Source organism: Micromonospora sp. Mcm103, assembly GCF_024519755.1.
Lineage (GTDB): Bacteria > Actinomycetota > Actinomycetes > Mycobacteriales > Micromonosporaceae > Micromonospora > Micromonospora aurantiaca.
The window spans coordinates 85,817-107,533 of record NZ_JALJRJ010000005.1; the positions used below are offsets into that span (position 1 = coordinate 85,817).

The 21,717-nt window shown below is 68.1% G+C and carries 35 protein-coding genes; all 35 read right to left on the reverse strand.

Features of this window, described 5'->3' with window-relative positions; genetic code table 11:
* Positions 1-4 precede the first annotated feature (4 nt).
* A complete protein-coding gene (locus tag OC439_RS09380) occupies positions 5-1,027 on the reverse strand; it encodes a DNA-directed RNA polymerase subunit alpha (protein ID WP_007073009.1) in 1,023 nt (340 codons plus the stop codon).
* Between the two features lie 95 nt (positions 1,028-1,122).
* A complete protein-coding gene (rpsD, locus tag OC439_RS09385; protein WP_018784565.1) occupies positions 1,123-1,749 on the reverse strand; it encodes a 30S ribosomal protein S4 in 627 nt (208 codons plus the stop codon).
* 14 nt (positions 1,750-1,763) lie between these two features.
* Complete coding sequence (gene rpsK / locus OC439_RS09390; RefSeq protein WP_013288613.1) at positions 1,764-2,171, reverse strand: 30S ribosomal protein S11; 408 nt, start codon at positions 2,169-2,171, stop codon at positions 1,764-1,766.
* 18 nt (positions 2,172-2,189) lie between these two features.
* On the reverse strand, positions 2,190-2,570 hold the full coding sequence (gene rpsM / locus OC439_RS09395; RefSeq protein ID WP_013288614.1) for a 30S ribosomal protein S13: 381 nt from the start codon (positions 2,568-2,570) through the stop codon (positions 2,190-2,192).
* 210 nt (positions 2,571-2,780) lie between these two features.
* The gene (rpmJ, locus tag OC439_RS09400; RefSeq protein WP_012184307.1) at positions 2,781-2,894 is read right to left on the reverse strand and encodes a 50S ribosomal protein L36; all 114 of its coding nucleotides are present in this window, start codon (positions 2,892-2,894) and stop codon (positions 2,781-2,783) included.
* Between the two features lie 90 nt (positions 2,895-2,984).
* The gene (gene infA / locus OC439_RS09405) at positions 2,985-3,206 is read right to left on the reverse strand and encodes a translation initiation factor IF-1 (RefSeq protein WP_007073013.1); all 222 of its coding nucleotides are present in this window, start codon (positions 3,204-3,206) and stop codon (positions 2,985-2,987) included.
* A gap of 232 nt (positions 3,207-3,438) precedes the next feature.
* The gene (locus OC439_RS09410) at positions 3,439-3,966 is read right to left on the reverse strand and encodes a DUF1707 domain-containing protein (protein ID WP_262013267.1); all 528 of its coding nucleotides are present in this window, start codon (positions 3,964-3,966) and stop codon (positions 3,439-3,441) included.
* 91 nt (positions 3,967-4,057) lie between these two features.
* Positions 4,058-4,909, reverse strand: a complete 852-nt coding sequence (gene map / locus OC439_RS09415) for a type I methionyl aminopeptidase (protein WP_013288617.1) — start codon at positions 4,907-4,909, stop codon at positions 4,058-4,060.
* A 97-nt stretch (positions 4,910-5,006) separates the two neighbouring features.
* On the reverse strand, positions 5,007-5,660 hold the full coding sequence (locus OC439_RS09420; protein WP_013288618.1) for an adenylate kinase: 654 nt from the start codon (positions 5,658-5,660) through the stop codon (positions 5,007-5,009).
* Positions 5,661-6,989, reverse strand: a complete 1,329-nt coding sequence (gene secY, locus OC439_RS09425) for a preprotein translocase subunit SecY (protein ID WP_194801423.1) — start codon at positions 6,987-6,989, stop codon at positions 5,661-5,663.
* Between the two features lie 237 nt (positions 6,990-7,226).
* A complete protein-coding gene (gene rplO, locus OC439_RS09430; protein ID WP_018784561.1) occupies positions 7,227-7,670 on the reverse strand; it encodes a 50S ribosomal protein L15 in 444 nt (147 codons plus the stop codon).
* Entirely contained in the window at positions 7,670-7,852 is a 183-nt protein-coding gene (gene rpmD / locus OC439_RS09435; RefSeq protein ID WP_013473693.1) for a 50S ribosomal protein L30, read from the reverse strand. The genes rplO and rpmD overlap by 1 nt, the downstream gene beginning before the upstream one ends.
* Positions 7,852-8,466: a 30S ribosomal protein S5 gene (rpsE, locus tag OC439_RS09440; RefSeq protein ID WP_135242070.1), complete on the reverse strand. Its 615-nt coding sequence runs from the start codon at positions 8,464-8,466 to the stop codon at positions 7,852-7,854. Before rpsE ends, rpmD begins: the two co-directional genes overlap by 1 nt.
* A 33-nt stretch (positions 8,467-8,499) precedes the next feature.
* Entirely contained in the window at positions 8,500-8,889 is a 390-nt protein-coding gene (gene rplR / locus OC439_RS09445; RefSeq protein WP_013288622.1) for a 50S ribosomal protein L18, read from the reverse strand.
* Positions 8,886-9,428 carry a 50S ribosomal protein L6 gene (rplF, locus tag OC439_RS09450; protein WP_013288623.1) on the reverse strand — a complete coding sequence of 181 codons (543 nt, stop codon included), beginning with the start codon at positions 9,426-9,428 and terminating at the stop codon, positions 8,886-8,888. The genes rplR and rplF overlap by 4 nt, the downstream gene beginning before the upstream one ends.
* A 16-nt stretch (positions 9,429-9,444) precedes the next feature.
* Positions 9,445-9,852 carry a 30S ribosomal protein S8 gene (rpsH, locus tag OC439_RS09455; protein ID WP_013288624.1) on the reverse strand — a complete coding sequence of 136 codons (408 nt, stop codon included), beginning with the start codon at positions 9,850-9,852 and terminating at the stop codon, positions 9,445-9,447.
* Between the two features lie 98 nt (positions 9,853-9,950).
* A complete protein-coding gene (locus tag OC439_RS09460) occupies positions 9,951-10,136 on the reverse strand; it encodes a type Z 30S ribosomal protein S14 (protein WP_007073023.1) in 186 nt (61 codons plus the stop codon).
* A 1-nt stretch (position 10,137) separates the two neighbouring features.
* Entirely contained in the window at positions 10,138-10,707 is a 570-nt protein-coding gene (gene rplE, locus OC439_RS09465) for a 50S ribosomal protein L5 (RefSeq protein ID WP_018784556.1), read from the reverse strand.
* The gene (rplX, locus tag OC439_RS09470) at positions 10,707-11,027 is read right to left on the reverse strand and encodes a 50S ribosomal protein L24 (protein ID WP_013288626.1); all 321 of its coding nucleotides are present in this window, start codon (positions 11,025-11,027) and stop codon (positions 10,707-10,709) included. The genes rplE and rplX overlap by 1 nt, the downstream gene beginning before the upstream one ends.
* Positions 11,024-11,392: a 50S ribosomal protein L14 gene (gene rplN, locus OC439_RS09475; protein WP_007073026.1), complete on the reverse strand. Its 369-nt coding sequence runs from the start codon at positions 11,390-11,392 to the stop codon at positions 11,024-11,026. Before rplN ends, rplX begins: the two co-directional genes overlap by 4 nt.
* A gap of 98 nt (positions 11,393-11,490) precedes the next feature.
* Positions 11,491-11,766: a 30S ribosomal protein S17 gene (gene rpsQ / locus OC439_RS09480; protein ID WP_128137051.1), complete on the reverse strand. Its 276-nt coding sequence runs from the start codon at positions 11,764-11,766 to the stop codon at positions 11,491-11,493.
* The gene (gene rpmC, locus OC439_RS09485) at positions 11,763-11,999 is read right to left on the reverse strand and encodes a 50S ribosomal protein L29 (RefSeq protein WP_013288628.1); all 237 of its coding nucleotides are present in this window, start codon (positions 11,997-11,999) and stop codon (positions 11,763-11,765) included. The genes rpsQ and rpmC overlap by 4 nt, the downstream gene beginning before the upstream one ends.
* On the reverse strand, positions 11,999-12,424 hold the full coding sequence (gene rplP, locus OC439_RS09490) for a 50S ribosomal protein L16 (RefSeq protein ID WP_007465292.1): 426 nt from the start codon (positions 12,422-12,424) through the stop codon (positions 11,999-12,001). The genes rpmC and rplP overlap by 1 nt, the downstream gene beginning before the upstream one ends.
* Positions 12,425-12,427: 3 nt before the next feature.
* Positions 12,428-13,315 (reverse strand): 30S ribosomal protein S3, encoded by an 888-nt coding sequence (rpsC, locus tag OC439_RS09495; protein ID WP_262013091.1) that lies wholly within the window; start codon positions 13,313-13,315, stop codon positions 12,428-12,430.
* Entirely contained in the window at positions 13,315-13,764 is a 450-nt protein-coding gene (rplV, locus tag OC439_RS09500) for a 50S ribosomal protein L22 (RefSeq protein ID WP_013288630.1), read from the reverse strand. Before rplV ends, rpsC begins: the two co-directional genes overlap by 1 nt.
* 40 nt (positions 13,765-13,804) lie before the next feature.
* Positions 13,805-14,086 carry a 30S ribosomal protein S19 gene (gene rpsS / locus OC439_RS09505; RefSeq protein ID WP_007073032.1) on the reverse strand — a complete coding sequence of 94 codons (282 nt, stop codon included), beginning with the start codon at positions 14,084-14,086 and terminating at the stop codon, positions 13,805-13,807.
* Between the two features lie 12 nt (positions 14,087-14,098).
* On the reverse strand, positions 14,099-14,938 hold the full coding sequence (gene rplB, locus OC439_RS09510) for a 50S ribosomal protein L2 (protein WP_013288631.1): 840 nt from the start codon (positions 14,936-14,938) through the stop codon (positions 14,099-14,101).
* 12 nt (positions 14,939-14,950) lie between these two features.
* Positions 14,951-15,253, reverse strand: a complete 303-nt coding sequence (rplW, locus tag OC439_RS09515) for a 50S ribosomal protein L23 (RefSeq protein WP_013288632.1) — start codon at positions 15,251-15,253, stop codon at positions 14,951-14,953.
* Positions 15,250-15,915 carry a 50S ribosomal protein L4 gene (gene rplD / locus OC439_RS09520; protein ID WP_047891644.1) on the reverse strand — a complete coding sequence of 222 codons (666 nt, stop codon included), beginning with the start codon at positions 15,913-15,915 and terminating at the stop codon, positions 15,250-15,252. The genes rplW and rplD overlap by 4 nt, the downstream gene beginning before the upstream one ends.
* Entirely contained in the window at positions 15,912-16,577 is a 666-nt protein-coding gene (rplC, locus tag OC439_RS09525; RefSeq protein ID WP_120573086.1) for a 50S ribosomal protein L3, read from the reverse strand. Before rplC ends, rplD begins: the two co-directional genes overlap by 4 nt.
* 11 nt (positions 16,578-16,588) lie before the next feature.
* Entirely contained in the window at positions 16,589-16,897 is a 309-nt protein-coding gene (gene rpsJ / locus OC439_RS09530; protein WP_007073037.1) for a 30S ribosomal protein S10, read from the reverse strand.
* A 355-nt stretch (positions 16,898-17,252) separates the two neighbouring features.
* Positions 17,253-18,446 carry an elongation factor Tu gene (tuf, locus tag OC439_RS09535; RefSeq protein ID WP_013288635.1) on the reverse strand — a complete coding sequence of 398 codons (1,194 nt, stop codon included), beginning with the start codon at positions 18,444-18,446 and terminating at the stop codon, positions 17,253-17,255.
* Between the two features lie 223 nt (positions 18,447-18,669).
* Positions 18,670-20,766: an elongation factor G gene (gene fusA, locus OC439_RS09540; protein WP_262013092.1), complete on the reverse strand. Its 2,097-nt coding sequence runs from the start codon at positions 20,764-20,766 to the stop codon at positions 18,670-18,672.
* 76 nt (positions 20,767-20,842) lie between these two features.
* A complete protein-coding gene (gene rpsG, locus OC439_RS09545) occupies positions 20,843-21,313 on the reverse strand; it encodes a 30S ribosomal protein S7 (protein WP_013288637.1) in 471 nt (156 codons plus the stop codon).
* 1 nt (position 21,314) lies between these two features.
* Positions 21,315-21,689 (reverse strand): 30S ribosomal protein S12, encoded by a 375-nt coding sequence (gene rpsL / locus OC439_RS09550; RefSeq protein ID WP_007465318.1) that lies wholly within the window; start codon positions 21,687-21,689, stop codon positions 21,315-21,317.
* Positions 21,690-21,717 lie beyond the last annotated feature (28 nt).

Sequence of the window (21,717 nt, forward strand, 5' to 3'; positions counted from 1 at the left end):
CGGACTAGAGCTGCTCGGTCTCGCGGTAGTCGTCGGTGTCGTAGTCCGCCTCGCCGAAGGCGTCCACGACGTGCGCCGGGTCGAAGTTCGGAGCCGAGTCCTTCAGCCCCAGGCCCATCCCGGCGAGCTTCATCTTGACCTCGTCGATCGACTTCTGACCGAAGTTGCGGATGTCGAGGAGGTCGGCCTCGGTACGCCCGATGAGCTCACCAACGGAGTTGATGCCCTCGCGCTTGAGGCAGTTGTAGGAGCGGACGGTGAGGTCCAGCTCCTCGATCGGCAGGGCCAGGTCCGCCGCCAGCTGGGCGTCCTGCGGGGACGGCCCGATGTCGATGCCCTCGGCGGTCTCGTCCAGCTCCCGGGCCAGCCCGAACAGCTCCACCAGCGTCGAGCCGGCCGAGGCCAGCGCGGTACGCGGGCCCATCGACGGCTTGGTCTCGACGTCGATGATGAGCCGGTCGAAGTCGGTACGCTGCTCGACACGGGTCGCCTCGACCCGGTACGTCACCTTGAGCACCGGCGAGTAGATCGAGTCGACCGGGATCCGGCCGATCTCGGCGCCCGCCTGCTTGTTCTGCGCCGCCGTGACGTAGCCGCGACCCCGCTCGACGGTCAGCTCCATGTCGAGCCGGCCCTTGCCGTTGAGGGTGGCGAGCTTCAGGTCCGGGTTGTGCACCGAGACACCGGCCGGGGGCTGGATGTCACCGGCGGTCACGTCGCCCGGGCCCTGCTTGCGCAGGTACATGCTGACCGGCTCGTCGTGCTCGGAGCTGACGCACAGCTCCTTGATGTTCATGACGAGCTCGACCACGTCCTCCTTGACACCGGGGATCGTGGTGAACTCGTGCAGCACACCGTCGATCTTGATCGAGGTGACCGCCGCGCCCGGGATCGAGGACAGCAGCGTACGCCGGAGCGAGTTGCCCAGCGTGTAGCCGAAGCCGGGCTCCAGCGGCTCGATGGTGAACCGGGAGCGGGTCTCGTTGATCGACTCTTCGGAGAGAGACGGTCGCTGGCTGATGAGCATCTTTTCTCTTCTCTTCCGGGGCGCCCGCTATTTGACGCCCACGACACAACTGTTCCGGTGGCCCGCCCCGGAGGACGGGCCACCGCAACGAGCCCTTACTTGGAGTAGAGCTCGACGATCAGCTGCTCCTGGACCTGGGTGTCGATCACCTGGCGGGCCGGGAGCGAGTGCACGAGGATCTTCAGCTGGCTCGGGATCGCCTCCAGCCACGCCGGAACGGTCCGCGAGCCGGCCTCACCCTGCGCCACGAGGAACGGGGTGAGCTCCTTGCTCTTGGCACGCACCTCGACGATGTCGTGCTCCTTGACGCGGTACGACGGGATGTCGACCTTCTTGCCGTTCACCGTGAAGTGGCCGTGCTTGACCAGCTGACGGGCCATGTCCCGGGACTTGGCGTAGCCGGCCCGGTAGACCACGTTGTCCAGCCGCGACTCGAGGATCTGCAGCAGGACCTCACCGGTCTTGGCTTCCTTGCTCACGGCCTCTTCGTAGTAGCCGCGGAACTGCTTCTCCAGCACGCCGTAGACACGACGGGCCTTCTGCTTCTCACGGAGCTGGAGCAGGTACTCCGTCTCCTTCGTGCGGCCGCGGCCGTGCTGCCCGGGCGGGAACGGCCGGGACTCGAACGGGCACTTCGGACCATCGCACTTGCTGCCCTTGAGGAACAGCTTCATCTTCTCCCGCCGGCAACGGCGGCAGTCAGCACCGGTGTAACGAGCCATCTCTCTCTAACCTCTCAGACCCGGCGACGCTTCGGCGGACGGCACCCGTTGTGCGGCTGCGGCGTGACGTCGGAGATCTGCCCGACCTCGAGGCCGACGGCCTGCAGCGAACGGATGGCGGTCTCCCGGCCGGAGCCGGGGCCCTTGACGAACACGTCGACCTTGCGCATGCCGTGCTCCATCGCGCGGCGCGCGGCGGCCTCGGCGGCGAGCTGCGCGGCGAACGGAGTCGACTTGCGGGAGCCCTTGAAGCCGACCTGGCCGGAGGAGGCCCAGGAGATGACCGCACCGGTCGGGTCCGTGATGGACACGATGGTGTTGTTGAAGGTGCTCTTGATGTGCGCCTGCCCGTGGGCGACGTTCTTGCGTTCCTTGCGCCGGACCTTCTTGACGGCGGCTCCGGCACGAGCCTTCGGTGGCATAAGTCTGTGCGCTCCTAGTTACTTCTTGCCGGGCTTCTTCTTGCCGGCCACGGTCCGCTTCGGGCCCTTCCGGGTCCGCGCGTTGGTCTTGGTGCGCTGGCCACGCACGGGCAGACCGCGGCGGTGCCGGATACCGGCGTAGCAGCCGATCTCGACCTTGCGGCGGATGTCAGCGGCGACCTCGCGGCGCAGGTCGCCTTCAACCTTGTAGTTGCCCTCGATGTGGTTCCGGAGCTCGACGAGCTCCTCGTCCGTGAGGTCCCGAACGCGCTTGTCCGGCGAGATGCCGGTCGCGGCGAGCGTCTCCAGGGCGCGGGTGCGACCGACCCCGAAGATGTAGGTGAGCGCGATCTCCATCCGCTTCTCGCGGGGGAGATCCACGCCGACTAGACGTGCCATGTGCGGGCGTACTCCTCGTGATGTTGTGGCGGAGGTGTGGACCCGTCCCACCCCGCTACCGGCCGTCCCTGTCCTTCCGGCGTCAAGAACGCCGGCGACCGGGATCGGTCGCTGCCCGAGCGGGCCCCGGCCTCCGACCGGGGGTCAACCACGAGGGGTACGCGCTGCGCACCCGACCGCGGCTGAGACGAGCTGGTGATGTGTGGGGCGTCAGCCCTGGCGCTGCTTGTGGCGCGGGTCGGTGCAGATGACCATGACCCGGCCGTGCCGGCGGATCACCCGGCACTTGTTGCAGATCCTCTTGACGCTCGGCTTGACCTTCACGGTTGCCTTACTTCCCATCTGGCCCGGAGCCGCGGCGGTGCGCGATCCGGACGTCGAAGACGGACACGGGTCTCCCGGCCGCCGTCAGGCTTACTTGTAGCGGTAGACGATGCGCCCGCGGGTCAGGTCGTACGGCGAGAGTTCGACGACGACCCGGTCCTCCGGCAGGATGCGGATGTAGTGCTGGCGCATCTTGCCGCTGATGTGAGCGAGCACCTTGTGGCCGTTCGCGAGCTCCACCCGGAACATGGCGTTCGGCAGGGGCTCGATGACCCGACCCTCGATCTCGATGGCTCCGTCTTTTTTCGGCATGTCCTCCGCTGTCCTGACGTCGGTTACTCCGGACGGCCCACAACGTCTTACACGGGTGAACTGACCAAGATCAGGAAACCCGCGCCAGCCGCGGCTCCGACTCCCACCGAAGCGCAGGGTGGGCATGGCGGAGTGGACGCTGTGCGCCGATCTGAAAGTGTACGCCGACCCGCACGTGCTCGCCAAACCGACCGGCGCGACAGTCACCCGGACGGCTCGGATATGACGCAGGTCACGTCTCCGGCAGTTCGCGCTTCGCCTGGCGGCGGGCCTCCCGCTCGACCCGCTTGCGCCGCCGGCGTTCGGCGTCCTTCTCCGGCGCGCCGGACGCCAGCCCCTGGACGGTCTGGTAGAGCACCACCGCGCCCCACGGGCCGAGCACCCAGAGCGGCCAGTAGTCGTCGAACTCGAACTCGCCCTCACCCAGCTGCGAGACGAACCAGATCGCGGTGAGGATCAGGGCCACCTTCAGCCAGGGGCCCCAGACCCCCAGCAGCCAGGCGCTACGCGCCCCGCTCACGGCCTCCGGGCCCGGGACCGCCACCCCGCCCTCCCCGGGCGCGCGGGGCGCCGGCAGGGGGCGTCCGGCCGGTCCGGCGCCGGGCAGGTCGGTCAGCAGCTCGTCCAGCTCGCCGTAGGTCTTCGACCCGTACGCCCGGCGCAGCCGGTCGTCGTACTCGTGCAGGTCGAGCCGGCCCTCGTTCAACGCCGCCCGGAGTCGCTCCGCGGTGGCCTCACGGTCCGCGTCGGCCGCCCGCATGCGGTTGCGCTCCTCCATGGGAGCAAGCATGTCACCCGATCGCCAGCCCGGCACGGCGTGGCCGGTCATCCGGCGCGGCCGGGGCCCTCGATCAGGCCGGTGAGTCCACCGACGTCTGCCGCTTGGTCACCAGGTCGCCCAGGCGGGCCCGTCCGCCGTCCTCGGCGGTCAGCACCCACACGCCGTCGTCCAGCAGCGCCATCGAGTGCTCGACGTGCACCGCCATCGACCCGTCCCGGGTCACCACGGTCCAGCCGTCGGACAGCTCGACCGTACGCGGCGAGCCCATCGTGATCATCGGCTCGATGGCGAGCGCCAGGCCCGGCACCAGGCGCGGCCCCTTGCCGGGACGCCCGTGGTTGAGCACGTGCGGGTCCTGGTGCATCTCGGTGCCGATGCCGTGGCCGCCGTAGCCGTCGACGATGCCGTACCGGCCGCCCTTGCGGACCGCCGTCTCGACCGCGTGCGAGATGTCGGTGAGCCGGCCCTTGCCGGAAGCCGCCCCGCGCGCCGCCGCGGCGATCCCGGCCCACATGGCGTCCTCGGCCACCGCCGTCATCCTCAGCAGCGCCGGGTCGACCTCGCCGACCGGCACCGTGACCGCCGCGTCGCCGTGCCAGCCGTCCAGCACCGCGCCGCAGTCGATCGAGATCAGGTCGCCCTCGCGCAGCACCTGCTCGGCCGACGGGATGGCGTGCACCACCTGCCGGTTGACCGAGGAGCAGATCGACGCCGGGAAGCCGTGGTAGCCCTTGAACGACGGCACGGCGCCCGCCTCGCGGATGGTCGACTCGGCGATCGCGTCCAGGTCGGCCGTCGACACGCCCGGCGCCACCGCCTCCCGCATCCGCCGCAGGGCGCGGGCGACGACCAGACCGGCGGCCCGCATCAGCTCGATCTGCTCGGGGGTCTTCAGCTGGATGTCCAGCTGGGGACGGCGCATGGTGGTGGTTACCTTTCGTCACGCGTACGCGGAGCAGCGGGGCACGTCGCACGTACCCCGCTGTTCGCACTCTATCCGCCGGGTGGCGGGTGGGACCTCAGCCGCCGTACGAGCGCAGCGCGTCGATGGCGCGGACGGTGACGTCCTCCACCGGGCCGGTCGCGTCGATGCCGACCAGCTTGCCCTGGGCGCCGTAGTAGTCCACGAGCGGCGCGGTCTTCTCGGCGTACTCCCGCAGCCGGGCGGCGATGGTCTCCGGCTTGTCGTCGTCGCGCTGGAACAGCTCGGCGCCGCAGCGGTCGCAGACGCCCTCCCGGCTCGGCGAGTCGAACTCGACGTGCCAGATCTTGCCGCAGCCGCGGCAGGTGCGCCGGCCGGACAGCCGCCGGATCACCTCGTCGTCGTCGACGACGAGCTCCAGCACCAGGTCCAGCGCGGTGCCGAGGTCGGCGAGGAGCTTGTCCAGCGCGGCGGCCTGCGGAGTGGTCCGCGGGAAGCCGTCGAGGAGGAACCCCTCGCTCGCGTCCGGCTCAGCGAGCCGGTCCCGCACCATGTTGATGGTGACCTCGTCCGGGACCAGCTTGCCGGCGTCCATGTACCGCTTGGCCTCGACGCCCAGCGGCGTGCCCTGGGAGACGTTCGCCCGGAAGATGTCACCGGTCGAGATCTTCGGCACCGAGAGGTGCGCGGCGACGAACTCCGCCTGTGTGCCCTTGCCCGCGCCCGGCGGGCCAACCAGAACGAGTCGCATCTACCGCAGGAACCCTTCGTAGTTCCGCTGCATGAGTTGGCTCTCGATCTGCTTCACGGTCTCCAGACCGACGCCGACCATGATGAGCACAGCGGTGCCGCCGAACGGAAAGTTCTGGAACTGCTGGTTGTCGAGCCAGATGAAGAAGAAGTTCGGCAGGATCGCGACGATGCCCAGGTAGAGCGCGCCCGGCAGGGTGATCCGGCTGAGGATGAAGTCGAGGTACTCGGCGGTCGGCTTGCCGGGGCGGATGCCCGGCACGAAGCCGCCGTACTTCTTCATGTTGTCCGCGACCTCGGTCGGGTTGAACGTGATCGACACGTAGAAGTACGTGAAGAAGATGATCAGCAGGAAGTAGATCGCGATGTGCTCCGGCGCGCTCGCCTTCACGATGTGGTTCTGGATCCACGCCTGGACCTTGCCCGGGTCGTTCTGATCGAAGAACTGGAGCGCGAGCTGCGGCAGGTAGAGCAGCGACGAGGCGAAGATGACCGGGATGACACCCGCCTGGTTCACCTTCAGCGGGATGTAGGTCGACGTCCCGCCGTACATCCGCCGGCCGATCATGCGCTTGGCGTACTGCACCGGGATGCGGCGCTGCGCCTGCTCGATGAAGGTGACAGCGGTGATGACCAGCAGCACCAGGGCGATGACGAGGAGGAACATCCCCCAGCCCTTTGTGGTCTTGATCTTCCAGCCCTCGCTGGGGAGCCGGGCCGCGATCGAGGTGAAGATCAGCACGGACATGCCGTTGCCGACGCCCCGGTCGGTGATCAGCTCACCGAGCCACATCACCACGCCGGTGCCGGCGGTCATGGTCATGACCAGGATGGTCAGGGTCAGCCAGTCCGGGATGCCGGTGCCCTGGGGCACGATCGGGAACTGGTCGCACTGGTTGTTGAACAGCTGCCCGGAGCGGGCCAGCGCCACGAACGCCGAGGACTGGAGGATGCCCAGGCCCAGCGTCAGGTAGCGGGTGTACTGCGTGATCTTGGCCTGCCCGGCCTGGCCCTCCTTGCGGAGCTGCTCCAGGCGCGGGATCACCACCGTCAGCAGCTGCAGGATGATCGACGCGGTGATGTAGGGCATGATGCCCAGCGCGAAGACCGAGAGCTGGAGCAGCGCGCCACCGGAGAAGAGATCCAGCAGGTTGAGCACACCGGTGCTTCCACCCTGGATCGTGTCGAGGCACTTCTGCACGTTGCCGTACGAGACGCCCGGGCTGGGCAGCGTGGCGCCCAGCCGGTAGACCGCGATGATGCCTACTGTGAACAGCAGCTTCTTGCGCAGGTCAGGCGTACGGAACGCACTGAGAAAGGCGGACAGCAACTTCTTCCTCCTGCGCGACGCGGGCCGCCGGTGAACGAGTCCCTGGCGGGGCGGGGTGGTGCCGGACGGAGTGTCCGGTATCCATGGCTGGGAACGGACTCTAACAGCCCGGCCCCGGTCCGGGCAGATGTGCCCGGCTACATAAACCGAATCCGATGTTACCCGGCGCACATGTGGCCGGTAGACCATGGCGCCCGCCCAGTTGCGAACAACTGAACGGGCGCCATGGACATCGCCTTACAGCTCGGTGACCGAGCCACCGGCGGCGGTGATCTTCTCCTTGGCCGACGCGCTGAACGCGTGCGCCGAGACCTGGAGAGACACGCCACCGAGGTCGCCGGTGCCGAGCACCTTGACCGGGTGACCCTTGCGGACCGCGCCGGCCTCGACCAGCTCGACCGGGCCGACCTGGCCGCCGTTCGGGAACAGCTCGGCCAGCCGGTCCAGGTTGACCACCTGGAACACGACCTTGAACTTGTTCTTGAAGCCCTTCATCTTCGGCAGGCGCATGTGGATGGGCATCTGCCCACCCTCGAACGCCGGCGAGATGTTCTTCCGGGCCTTGGAACCCTTGGTACCGCGACCGGCGGTCTTGCCCTTGGAGCCCTCACCGCGACCCACGCGGGTCTTGTCGGTCTTGGCGCCGGGAGCCGGACGCAGGTGGTGCACCTTGATCGTCATTACTCGACCTCCTCGACCTTCACGAGGTGGTTGACCGTGAAGATCATGCCGCGGATCTCCGGCCGGTCCTCCTTGACCACCACGTCGTTGATCCGCTTGAGACCGAGCGAACGCAGCGAGTCACGCTGGTTCTTCTTGGTCCCGATCTCGGACCGGACCTGGGTGACCTTCAGGCGTGCCATCAGGACGCCACCCCCGCCCGCGACGCCAGCATGGCGGCCGGCGCGACGTCCTCGACCGGCAGACCACGACGAGCCGCGACCTGCTCCGGGGACTCGAGCCCCTTCAGGGCCGCCACCGTGGCGTGCACGATGTTGATCGGGTTGGACGAGCCGAGGCTCTTGGAGAGCACGTCGTGGATGCCCGCGCACTCCAGCACGGCACGCACCGGGCCACCGGCGATGACGCCCGTACCGGCGGAGGCCGGCTTGAGCAGCACCACACCGGCCGCCGCCTCACCCGTCACCGGGTGCGGGATCGAGGACGCGATGCGCGGCACCTTGAAGAAGTGCTTCTTGGCCTCCTCGACACCCTTGGCGATCGCCGCGGGCACCTCCTTGGCCTTTCCGTAGCCCACACCGACGGTGCCGTCGCCGTCGCCCACGATCACCAGGGCGGTGAAGCTGAAGCGACGACCACCCTTCACGACCTTGGCGACGCGGTTGATCGCGACGACCCGCTCGAGGTGCGGGGTCTTCTCGACGGGCGCGTTTCCGCGGCCGCCCTCACGGCGGTTGTCGCGGCGACCACCCTCGTTGCCACCGGACCCGCCGCCACGGCGCTGTTGACCTGGCATCAGCAGCCTTCCTTCTCTCTCGTGACGGGGTTTCTAGAACTCGAGCCCGGCTTCGCGGGCGGCGTCGGCAAGCGCGGCGACACGCCCCGCGTACCGGTTGCCACCGCGGTCGAAGACGACCTTCGAGACGCCGGCGGCCTTGGCGCGCTCGGCGAGCAGGGCGCCGACCTTGCCGGCCAGGGCGCTCTTGTCGCCCTCGGCGCCGCGCAGCGAGGCGTCCATGGTCGAGGCCGACGCCAGGGTGTGACCCTTGGTGTCGTCCACGACCTGGGCCACCACGTGGCGCAGGGAGCGGGTGACGACCAGGCGGGGACGCTCGGCGGTGCCGCTGACGTTCTTGCGGACCCGGAAGTGCCGACGCGCACGCCCGACGGCACGCTTGGCGGCGACGCCGCGGCGGCGCTTGAGCAGCGTGGCGCTCACTTCTTACCTGCCTTTCCAGCCTTGCGGCGGATGACCTCGCCCTGGTACTTCACGCCCTTGCCCTTGTAGGGCTCCGGCGGACGGATCTTCCGGATGTTGGCGGCGACCTCGCCGACCTGCTGCTTGTCGATGCCGGCCACGTGGAACAGCGTCGGCTTCTCGACCGTGAAGGTGATGCCCTCCGGCGCCGGCACCAGGACCGGGTGCGAGAACCCGAGCGCGAACTCCAGGTCCTTGCCCTTGGCGGTCACGCGGTAACCGGTACCGGCGATCTCCAGGCTCTTGCGGTAGCCCTCGGTGACACCGACGATCATGTTGGCCACCAGCGTACGGCTCAGGCCGTGCAGCTCCTTGGCCTTGCGCTCGTCGTTGGGCCGGTTGACGTGCAGCTCGCCGTCCTCGCCCCGCTCCGCCGTGATCGGCTCGGCCAGCACGTGGCTCAGTTCGCCCTTGGGGCCCTTGACCTTGACGGTCCGGCCGTCGATCGTGATGTCGACGCCGGCAGGCACCGGGATCGACTTACGTCCAATACGCGACATTTCTACCTGTCTCCCGTTACCAGACGAAGGCGAGGACTTCCCCGCCAACGCTCCGCTTGCGGGCCTGCCGGTCGGTGAGCAGCCCCTGGGACGTCGAAATGATCGCCACGCCCAGCCCGCCGAGCACCCGCGGGAGCCCGTCCGACTTGGCGTACACCCGGAGACCGGGCTTGGACACGCGCTTGATGCCGGCCAGGCTCCGCTCGCGGTTCTGGCCGTACTTCAGCTCGACGACCAGTCGCTTGCCGACGGCGCCCTCCTCGGGCTCCTCGACCGACCAGGTGGCGATGTAACCCTCGGCCTTGAGGACCTCGGCGATGTTCGCCTTGATCTTCGAGTAGGGCATCGTCACCCGGTCGTGGTACGCCTGGTTGGCGTTACGCAGACGCGTGAGCATGTCTGCGATCGGGTCGGTCATCGTCATGAAAACTCGTCAACCTTTCTCGCCGGGGTTCCCCGGGCCAGGCCCGGGGCCTACGGCGAAGAGACAGTTCAGCTGACGCGCCGGAGCGCGCCGGGCTATTACCAGGAAGCCTTGGACACGCCGGGCAGCTCACCGCGGTGGGCCATCTCCCGGATGCACACCCGGCAGAGACCGAACTTGCGGTAGACCGCCTTCGGACGCCCGCACCGCTGGCAGCGGGTGTACGCGCGAACCGAGAACTTCGGCTTCGCGGCCGCCTTGAGGATCAGCGCCTTCTTGGCCATCTCAGTTCTCCTTGAACGGGAAGCCCAGGAGCTTGAGCAGCGCCCGGCCCTCGTCGTCGGTCGTGGCGGTCGTGACCACCGTGATGTCCATGCCCCGCTGGCGATCGATCTTGTCCTGGTCGATCTCGTGGAACACCGACTGCTCGGTCAGGCCGAACGTGTAGTTGCCGTGCCCGTCGAGCTTGCGCCCGTCCAGGCCGCGGAAGTCACGGATACGCGGCAGCGCGATCGAGAGCAGCCGGTCCAGGAACTCCCACATCCGGTCGCCGCGCAGGGTGACCTTCGCGCCGATCGGCATGCCCTCGCGGAGCTTGAACTGCGCGATGGACTTCGTGGCCCGCCGGACCTGCGGCTTCTGGCCGGTGATGGTGGCCAGGTCGCGGACGGCCCCGTCGATCAGCTTGGCGTCGCGAGCGGCCTCGCCGACACCCATGTTGACGACGATCTTGACCAGCCGCGGCACCTGCATCGGGTTGGCGAACTCGAACTGCTTCTGCAGCTCGGCCACCACCTCGTTGCGGTACCGCTCCTTGAGGCGCGGCAGGGTCTTGGTTTCGGTAGCCGTGGTCATCAGAGGTCCTTACCGGTGCTACGCGCGATGCGGACCTTCTGGCCGTTGTCGTCGATCCGGTAGCCGACGCGGGTCGGCTTGCCGTCGGAGTCCAGGACCATCACGTTCGAGACGTGGATCGGGGCCTCCTGGGTGACGATGCCACCGGTCTTGGCGCCACGCTGGGTGGTGCTGATACGGGTGTGCTTCTTGACCCGGTTCACGCCCTCGACCAGGACCTTGTCCTGCCGCGGGTAGGCCGCGATGACCTTGCCCTTGGCACCCTTGTCCTTGCCGGCGATGACGACGACCGTGTCGCCCTTCTTGACCTTCACGGTCACAACACCTCCGGCGCGAGAGAGATGATCTTCATGAACCGCTTGTCCCGCAGCTCCCGGCCCACCGGGCCGAAGATACGGGTACCGCGCGGGTCCCCACCGTCCTTGATGATGACGGCGGCGTTCTCGTCGAAGCGGATGTACGACCCGTCCGGCCGCCGCTTCTCCTTGGCGGTCCGAACGACGACGGCCTTGACGACGTCGCCCTTCTTCACACCGGCACCGGGGATCGCGTCCTTGACGGTCGCCACGATGACGTCGCCGATGCTCGCGTAGCGCCGACCGGAGCCGCCGAGCACCCGGATGCACAGGATCTCCCGGGCACCCGTGTTGTCGGCGACGCGCAGTCGCGACTCCTGCTGAATCACGTCTATCTCCTATGTCTGCCGGTTCTCCGGCCGCTCGGGGCGGCCGGAGCCTGGCGGAACCTGCGCCCGACCGAGACCCGGCCGAGCTCGAGCCTTCGCTACTTGGCCTTCTCGAGGATCTCCACGAGCCGCCAGCGCTTGGTGGCGGACAGCGGCCGGGTCTCCATGATCAGGACCCGGTCGCCGATGCCGGCCGAGTTCTGCTCGTCGTGCACCTTCAGCTTGCGCGTACGGCGCATGATCTTGCCGTACAGCGCGTGCTTGACGCGGTCCTCGACCTCGACCACGACGGTCTTGTCCATCTTGTCGCTGACCACGAGGCCCTCGCGGACCTTGCGGCGGGACCGCGCGGGGGCGGTGGTGTTCTCACTCATGATGCAGTCACCTCAGTCGGCGCGGCCGAGAGACCCAGCTCACGCTCACGCATGATCGTGTAGATCCGGGCGATCTCCCGACGGATGACCTGCAGCCGCCGGTTGTTGTCCAGCTGCCCGGTTGCGGCCTGCACGCGGAGGTTGAACAGCTCCGCCTTCGCCTCGCGCAACTTCGTGACCAGCTCCTCCTCGGAGAGCTCACGCAGCTCGGAGGGCTTGACGCCCGCTGCCATCAGGATTCACCCACTTCGCGCGTAACAATGCGGCACTTCATCGGGAGCTTGTGGATCGCGCGACGCATCGCCTCTCGCGCGATCTGCTCGTTGGGGAAGGACATCTCGAAGAGAACCCGCCCCGGCTTCACGTTGGCGACCCACCACTCGGGCGAACCCTTACCGGAACCCATCCGGGTCTCGGCCGGCTTCTTGGTGAGGGCCTGGTCCGGGAAGATCGTGATCCAGACCTTGCCGCCACGCTTGATGTGGCGGGTCATCGCGATACGCGCCGACTCGATCTGGCGGTTGGTCACGTACGCCGGCTCGAGAGCCTGGATCCCGAACTCGCCGAACACCACCCGGTTACCACCCTTGGACGCGCCACTGCGGTCCGGGTGGTGCGGCTTGCGGAAGCCCTTCGGGGGCTTGCGCGGCATCAGCATCTGTCAGCCCTCCTGCTGCTGTTCTGCCGGCTGGTTACCGACCGGAGCCGAGGCGGCTGCGGCGACAGCGCTGCTGTCGACCGGGTCGCCGGCCGGCGTCTCCGCCTGCTGCGCGATGGTGGTCGCGGCAGCCCGGCCGGCCTCGGTGCCACCGGCGGTCGTACCGGACGAGCCCGAGCGGCCACGGCGCGGCCGGTCCGGCCGGTCGCCACGGTCACGGCGCGGGCCGCGCGACGGGGCAGCCTCGGCCGGGGCCTCGCGGCCCGGGACGGCGTCGCCCTTGTAGATCCAGACCTTCACGCCGATCCGGCCGAAGGTGGTACGGGCCTCGAAGAAGCCGTACTCGATGTTGGCCCGCAGCGTGTGCAGCGGAACCCGGCCCTCGCGGTAGAACTCGGTCCGGCTCATCTCGGCACCGCCCAGACGGCCCGAGACCTGAACCCGGATGCCCTTGCAGGCGGGGTTCTTCATGGCGGACTGCATCGCCTTGCGCATGGCCCGACGGAAGCTGACCCGGCTGGACAGCTGCTCGGCGACGCCCTGGGCGACCAGCTGCGCGTCCGACTCGGGGTTCTTCACCTCGATGATGTTCAGCTGGACCTGCTTGCCGGTGAGCTTCTCCAGCTCGCCGCGGATCCGGTCGGCCTCCGCACCCTTACGGCCGATGACGATGCCCGGCCGGGCGGTGTGGATGTCGACGCGGACCCGGTCACGGGTGCGCTCGATGTCGACCTTGGAGATGCCGGCGCGCTCGAGACCCTTGGACATCATGCGGCGGATCTTGACGTCCTCGCCGATGTAGTCCTTGTAGAGCTTGTCCGCGAACCAGCGGGACTTCCAGTCGGTCGAGATGCCGAGCCGGAACCCGGTCGGGTGAACCTTCTGACCCATTACTCGGCACCCTCCGTCGTGCTCTGCTCCTCAGCGGCCGGCTTGGCCGGAGCGGCCTTCTTCGCCGACTTCTTCGGCGTGGCCGCCGCGACCGCCTCGACCGCCACGGTGATGTGGCACGTGCGCTTGCGGATCCGGTACGCCCGGCCCTGCGCCCGCGGCCGGAACCGCTTCATGGTCGGGCCCTCGTCGACGAACGCCTCGCTGACGAGCAGCGCGTCGGGGTCCAGCCGCTCGTTGTTCTCCGCGTTGGCGATCGCGCTCGCGAGCACCTTGTACACCTGCTCGCTCGCAGCCTGCGGCGCGAACTGCAGCACCGTGAGCGCCTCCTTCGCGGGCAGGCCGCGGACGAGGTTGACCACCCGGCGCGCCTTCATCGGCGAGATGCGCACGTGCCGCGCAACCGCCCGCGCGCCCGGAAGCACCGGAGCGTCGCCCTTTCCTGGCATCGCTGTAACCCCTTGTTCCTCTATCCGTATGCCCGCGGCGTCAGCGCCGGCGGCTCTTCCGGTCGTCCTTCTCGTGACCCTTGAACGTGCGGGTCAGCGCGAACTCGCCGAGCTTGTGCCCGACCATGGCCTCGGTCACGAAGACCGGGACGTGCTTACGTCCGTCGTGCACGGCGATCGTGTGACCCAGCATCTCCGGGATGATCGTCGAGCGGCGCGACCAGGTCTTGATGACGTTCTTCGAGCCCTTGTCGTTCTGCGTCTCCACCTTCTTGAGCAGGTGGTCGTCGACGAACGGGCCCTTCTTCAGGCTGCGAGGCATGTCTTATCTCCCTCAGCCGCGCTTACGCGTGGCGTAGCGGCGGCGGACGATCAGCCGGTCGCTCGGCTGGCCCTTACGACGGGTGCGGCCCTCGGGCTTACCCTGCGGGTTGACCGGGTGGCGACCACCGGAGGTCTTACCCTCACCACCACCGTGCGGGTGGTCGACCGGGTTCATCGCGACACCACGGACGGTCGGGCGCTTGCCCTTCCACCGCATACGGCCGGCCTTACCCCAGTTGATGTTCGACTGGTCGGCGTTGCCGATCTCGCCGATGCTGGCGCGGCAGCGCACGTCCACACGCCGGATCTCACCGGACGGCATACGCAGGGTCGCGTACGCGCCCTCACGGCCGAGCAGCTGGATGCCGACGCCGGCCGAGCGGGCCAGCTTGGCGCCGCCACCCGGACGCAGCTCCACGTTGTGGATGGTGGTACCGACCGGAATGTTGCGCAGCGGCAGGTTGTTGCCCGGCTTGATGTCGGCGCCCGGACCGGACTCGACGCGGTCGCCCTGCTTCAGGTCCTTCGGCGCGATGATGTAGCGCTTCTCGCCGTCGGCGTAGTGCAGCAGCGCGATGCGCGCGGTGCGGTTCGGGTCGTACTCGATGTGGGCGACCTTCGCCGGCACGCCGTCCTTGTCGACCCGCTTGAAGTCGATCAGACGGTACTGGCGCTTGTGGCCGCCACCGTGGTGCCGCGTGGTGATCCGGCCGTGGGCGTTGCGTCCGCCCTTCTTCGGCAGCGGAGCCAGCAGCGACTTCTCGGGCGTCGACCGGGTGATCTCGGCGAAGTCGGCAACGCTCGAGCCACGCCGGCCCGGCGTCGTCGGCTTGTACTTACGGATAGCCATTGTCTACACCCCTCAGCTGACCGGGCCGCCGAAGGCCTCGATACGGTCACCGTCAGCCAGCTTCACCATCGCGCGCTTGGTGTCCTTGCGCTTGCCGAACCCGGTACGGGTCCGCTTGCGCTTGCCCTCGCGGTTGAGCGTGTTGACCGTCAGGACGCGGACGTTGAAGATCTGCTGGATAGCGATCTTGATCTCGGTCTTGTTGGCGTCCGGGTGCACCAGGAAGGTGTACCAGTTGCGGTTCAGCTCGCTGTAGCTCTTCTCCGAGACGACCGGCGCGACGATGACGTCACGCGGATCGGCGATCGTGCTCACTTGCCATCCTCCTCGGTGGTCTCGGCGGGAACGCCCAGGAACTCGTCCAGGGCCTCCTTGGTGAAGACCACGTCGTCGGCCACCAGCACGTCGTAGGTGTTGAGCTGGCCGGCCTCGATCAGGTGCACCCGGCTGTCCCGCGCGTTGCGCAGGTTCCGCAGCGACACCCAGTTCAGCTCGTCGGTGCTGCTCAGCACGACCAGGACCCGACGGGCCTGGGTCAGCTTGGTCAGCGTGGCCAGGGCCGCCTTGGTGGACGGCTTCTCGCCGGAGACGAACGCCTCGACGACGTGCACCTGGCCGGCGCGGGCCCGGTCGGAGAGGGCGCCACGCAGGGCGGCGGCCTTCATCTTCTTCGGGGTGCGCTGGCTGTAGTCGCGCGGCACCGGGCCGTGGACCACGCCACCGCCGGCGAACTGCGGCGCGCGGGTCGAGCCCTGGCGGGCACGACCGGTGCCCTTCTGCTTGTACGGCTTCCTGCCTCCACCGGAGACCTCGCCGCGGGTCTTCGTCTTGTGCGTACCCTGACGGGCCGCCGCGAGCTGGGCCACCACGACCTGGTGCATCAGGGCGATGTTGGCCTGCGCGTCGAAGATGTCGGCCGGCAGCTCGACGGAGCCGCTCTTGGCGCCTTCGACGTTGATGACGTCAACGGTGGTCACTTGGCCGCACCGCCCTTCTTCACCTTCGCCTTGGCCGCAGTGCGGACCAGGACCAGCGCGCCCTTCGGGCCGGGGATGGCGCCGCGGACGAGCAGGAGGTTGTTCTCGGTGTCGACCGCCTGGACGGTCAGGTTCTGGACGGTGTAGCGCACGCCACCCATCCGGCCCGCCATCCGGGTGCCCTTGAAGACGCGACCCGGGGTCGCGCAGGCGCCGATCGAGCCGGGCGAGCGGTGCTTGCGCTCGACACCGTGGCTGGCACGCAGACCGTGGAAGCCGTGCCGCTTCATCGGGCCGGCGTAGCCCTTGCCCTTGGTCTTGCCGGTCACGTCGATCACGACGCCGGCCGGGAACTCCTCGACCGTGACCTCCTGGCCCGGCGCGTAGTCCGCGGCGTCGGAGGTGCGCAGCTCGACGATGTGCCGGCGCGGCGCGACGTCCGCCTTGGCGTAGTGGCCGGCGACCGGCTTCTTGACCTTGCGCGGGTCGATGACCCCGTACGCCAGCTGGACCGCGGAGTAGCCGTCCTTGTCGGCGCTACGAACCTGGCTCACGACGCACGGGCCGGCCTGAACCACGGTCACGGGCACAACCTTGTTGTTGTCCCAGACCTGGGTCATGCCGAGCTTGGCGCCCAGGATCCCCTTGACTTGCCTGTCCATTTGTCCGGTCCCTACAGCTTGATCTCGATGTCGACGCCAGCCGGCAGGTCGAGGCGCATGAGCGAGTCGACCGTCTTCGGGGTCGGGTCGATGATGTCGATCAGACGCTTGTGCGTACGCATCTCGAAGTGCTCGCGCGAGTCCTTGTACTTGTGCGGCGAGCGGATGACGCAGAAACGGTTGATCTCCGTGGGCAGCGGCACCGGGCCAGCGACCTGCGCCCCGGTACGCGTCACCGTCTCGACGATCTTCCGAGCCGAGGAGTCGACGACCTCGTGGTCATAGGCCTTGAGCCGGATGCGGATCTTCTGTCCCGCCATGGTGGCTTCTGTTCCTTCTCTCGATGCCGCTGTGTTGCGGGCGCCTGTACCGGCTGGCACAGGCCCACTTCCGCCGACCCCCGCGGTCGGGCGTGTCGCGCCCGTGGGCCAGGCTCCGCCCCGGGACTCCGGAGCGATTCTCTGACCACGCGGTGGGTCATGGCGCCGATCGCGGGGACCGCGACCTGAACGCCGCGCGAGGGTGGTTGACCGCCGATGGCGATCAACCACCCTACGCGAGACAGTCTGACTCCCGGAGGTCCAGCCTCAACCGGACGCAGGCGACTGACCGTCGTTACGCAACCTGACTAGTATGCCGCACGACCGGCGGCGACGCTAATCGGGGTTACCCAGCTCACTTGATGATCTTGGTGACGCGACCCGCGCCGACCGTACGACCACCCTCGCGGATCGCGAACTTCAGGTTCTCCTCCATGGCGATGGGCTGGATCAGCTTCACCGTCATCGAGGTGTTGTCGCCCGGCATGACCATCTCGGTGCCCTCGGGCAGCGTGACGACGCCGGTGACGTCCGTGGTCCGGAAGTAGAACTGCGGGCGGTAGTTCTGGAAGAACGGGGTGTGCCGGCCGCCCTCCTCCTTGGAGAGGATGTAGACCGTCGCCTCGAACTCCGTGTGCGGGGTCGTGGTGCCCGGCTTGATGACGACCATGCCGCGCTCGACGTCCTCGCGCTTGATGCCGCGCAGCAGCAGACCGACGTTTTCACCCGCGCGGGCCTCGTCGAGCAGCTTGCGGAACATCTCGATGCCGGTGCAGGTGGTCTTCATCGACTTCTCACGGATGCCGACGATCTCCACCTCCTCGTTCGGCTTGAGGATGCCGCGCTCGGCGCGACCGGTGACCACGGTGCCGCGACCGGTGATCGTGAAGACGTCCTCGATGGGCATGAGGAACGGCTTCTCGGTCTCGCGCTCCGGCTGCGGGATCGCGGTGTCCACGGCGTTCATCAGGTCCAGGAGCTTCCCGGTCCACTCCGGGTCACCCTCGAGGGCCTTCAGCGCCGAGACCCGGACGACCGGCAGGTCGTCACCCGGGTACTCCTGCGAGGAGAGCAGCTCACGGACCTCGAGCTCGACGAGCTCCAGGAGCTCCTCGTCGTCGACCATGTCGCTCTTGTTGAGCGCCACGACGATGTACGGCACACCGACCTGACGGGCCAGCAGCACGTGCTCGCGGGTCTGCGGCATCGGGCCGTCGGTCGCCGCCACCACCAGGATCGCGCCGTCCATCTGCGCGGCACCGGTGATCATGTTCTTGATGTAGTCGGCGTGACCGGGGCAGTCGACGTGCGCGTAGTGACGCGCCTCGGTCTGGTACTCGACGTGCGCGATGGAGATCGTGATGCCGCGGGCCTTCTCCTCCGGCGCCTTGTCGATCTCGTCGAACGGCGTGTACGGGTTCAGGTCCGGGTACTGGTCGTGCAGGACCTTGGTGATGGCCGCCGTCAGCGTCGTCTTACCGTGGTCGATGTGACCAATGGTGCCGATGTTGACGTGCGGCTTAGTCCGCTCGAACTTCGCCTTCGCCACTGGTGTCCTCCTGTGGACTTTCTTGGTTCGTTCGCCCCGGCGCGCCGTTCGGCGCTTAGGACTCTGTCGACAGCCTTTCCGGCCGGAAGGCCGGAGAGCTTTTGTGGGTTCTGCGGCGATGAAGCCTACAGGCCCGGTCTCACGCAACCCGATCGAGGTGGCCGCGGGCGGGAGAACCCTCCCGCGACCGCCCTCGCGTCATCGGATCAGCCGAGGGTGAGTGTCACTCACCCGTCGACTTGGCGATGATCTCCTTGGCCACCGAGGCCGGAACCTCGGCGTAGGAGTCGAACTGCATGCTGTAGCTAGCCCGGCCCTGGGTCTTCGACCGCAGGTCGCCGACGTAGCCGAACATCTCCGACAGCGGCACCAGAGCCCGGACGACGCGAGCGCCGCTGCGCTCCTCCATCGCCTGGATGATGCCACGCCGGGAGTTGAGGTCGCCGATGACGTCACCCATGTTCTCCTCAGGAGTGGTGACCTCAACGGCCATCATCGGCTCGAGGAGAGCGGGGTCGGCCTTGCGGGCCGCCTCCTTCATCGCCATCGAGCCGGCGATCTTGAACGCCATCTCCGACGAGTCGACCTCGTGGTACTGGCCGTCCACCAGGGTGAGCTTGACGCCCACCAGGGGGAAGCCGGCGAGGATGCCGTACTGCATGGCGTCCTGCGCGCCCGCGTCCACCGAGGGGATGAACTCCCGGGGGATGCGGCCACCGGTCACCGCGTTGGCGAACTCGTACGTCGGGGCGTCGTTGCCCAGCGGCAGCGGCTCCACGCTGATGATCACGCGGGCGTACTGGCCGGAACCACCGGTCTGCTTCTTGTGGGTGTACTCGACCTTCTCCACCTTGCGGCGGATGGTCTCGCGGTACGCCACCTGCGGCTTACCGATGTTCGCCTCGACGTTGAACTCGCGGCGCATCCGGTCGACCAGGATGTCCAGGTGCAGCTCGCCCATGCCGGAGATGACCGTCTGACCGGTCTGGTCGTCCAGCTTGACGCGGAAGGTCGGGTCCTCCTCGGCCAGCCGCTGGATGGCGGTGCTGAGCTTCTCCTGGTCGGCCTTGGTCTTCGGCTCGATGGCCACCTCGATGACCGGCTCCGGGAAGGTCATCGACTCCAGGATGACCGGGTTCGCCGGGTCGCACAGGGTGTCACCGGTGGTGGTCTGCTTCAGACCCTGCACCGCGATGATGTCGCCGGCCTGGGCGGAGCTGCGCTCCTCCCGCTTGTTGGCGTGCATCTGGTAGATCTTGCCGATCCGCTCCTTGCGGTCCTTGGTGGAGTTGATCACCTGAGAACCGGACTCGAGCGTGCCGGAGTAGATCCGGACGTACGTCAGCTTGCCGAGGTGCTTGTCGGTCTGGATCTTGAAGGCCAGGCCGGAGAACGGCTCGGAGACCGAGGGCTTCCGCTGCAGCGGGGTCTCGCCGTCGGTGGCCGTACCCTCGATCGCCGGGATGTCCAGCGGCGAGGGCAGGTACGCGACGACCGCGTCCAGCATCGGCTGGATGCCCTTGTTCTTGAAGGCGGTACCGGTGAGGACCGGGTTGGCCTTGCCGGCGATGGTGGACCGGCGGATGGCGGCCTTGATCTCGTCGACCGAGATCTCCTCGCCCTCGAGGTACTTCTCCATCACCGAGTCGTCGACGTCGGCGAGGGTCTCCATCAGCTTCTCGCGCCACTCCGCGGCGGAGTCGGCGAGGTCGGCCGGGATCTCCTCGACCGCGTAGTCCTCACCCTTCTGGGTCTCGCCGCGCCAGGTCAGCGCACGCATCTCGACCAGGTCGACCACGCCGATGAAGTCGGACTCGGCACCGATCGGGATCTGGAGGACCAGCGGGGTGGCGTTGAGCCGGTCGATCATCATCTGCACGCAGCGGAAGAAGTCGGCGCCGGTCCGGTCGAGCTTGTTGACGAAGCACATCCGGGGGACGTTGTACTTGTCCGCCTGCCGCCAGACGTTCTCCGTCTGGGGCTCCACGCCGGCCACGCCGTCGTAGACCGCGACCGCACCGTCCAGAACACGCAGCGACCGCTCGACCTCGACCGTGAAGTCGACGTGGCCGGGCGTGTCGATGATCTGGATCGTGTGGCCCTTCCACTCGCACTTGGTGGCGGCGGAAGTGATGGTGATACCGCGCTCCTGCTCCTGCTCCATCCAGTCCATGACGGCGGCGCCCTCGTGGACCTCACCGATCTTGTACGTGATGCCGGTGTAGAACAGGATTCGCTCGGTGGTAGTGGTCTTACCGGCATCGATGTGGGCCATGATGCCGATGTTGCGTACGTTGGCGAGCGCGTCTGCGGCGGCCACTTCAATCCCTACTTATCGTCGTCTCGACACAACTGGTGGCGGTTCCGGCGCCGGGTGGGCGCCGGAACCTCAGGTGTTACCAGCGGTAGTGCGCGAAGGCCTTGTTGGACTCGGCCATCTTGTGCGTGTCCTCACGCCGCTTGACGGCGGCGCCGAGGCCGTTGCTCGCGTCCAGCAGCTCGTTCATCAGCCGCTCGACCATGGTCTTCTCGCGCCGCGCCCGGGAGTAGGTCACCAGCCAGCGCAGACCGAGCGTGGTCGCGCGGGACGGCCGGACCTCGACCGGAACCTGGTAGGTGGCGCCACCGACACGGCGGCTGCGCACCTCGAGGGTCGGCTTGACGTTGTCCATCGCGCGCTTGAGCGTGACGACGGGGTCGGTGCCGGACTTCTCGCGGCAGCCCTCCAGGGCGGCGTACACGATGCGCTCGGCGAGCTGACGCTTGCCGCGCAGCAGGATCTTGTTCACCAGCTGGGTGACCAGGGGCGAGTTGTACACCGGGTCAGCGACCAGCGGCTTCCGCGGAGCGGGTCCCTTACGCGGCATGTCAGCTCTTCTCCTTCTTCGCGCCGTAGCGGCTGCGAGCCTGCTTGCGGTTGCGGACACCCTGGGTGTCCAGCGAACCGCGCACGATCTTGTACCGCACGCCCGGGAGGTCCTTCACACGACCGCCGCGCACGAGCACGATCGAGTGCTCCTGGAGGTTGTGGCCGACGCCCGGGATGTAGGCGGTCACCTCGATCTGGCTGCTGAGCTTGACACGAGCGACCTTGCGCAGCGCCGAGTTCGGCTTCTTCGGGGTGGTGGTGTACACACGGGTGCACACGCCGCGCCGCTGGGGAGACCCCTTGAGCGCCGGGGTCTTGGTCTTGGTCGTCTTGGCCTGACGGCCCTTTCGGACCAACTGCTGAATGGTGGGCACCGGGTTTCTCCGCTCCCTTCGGCCGCTG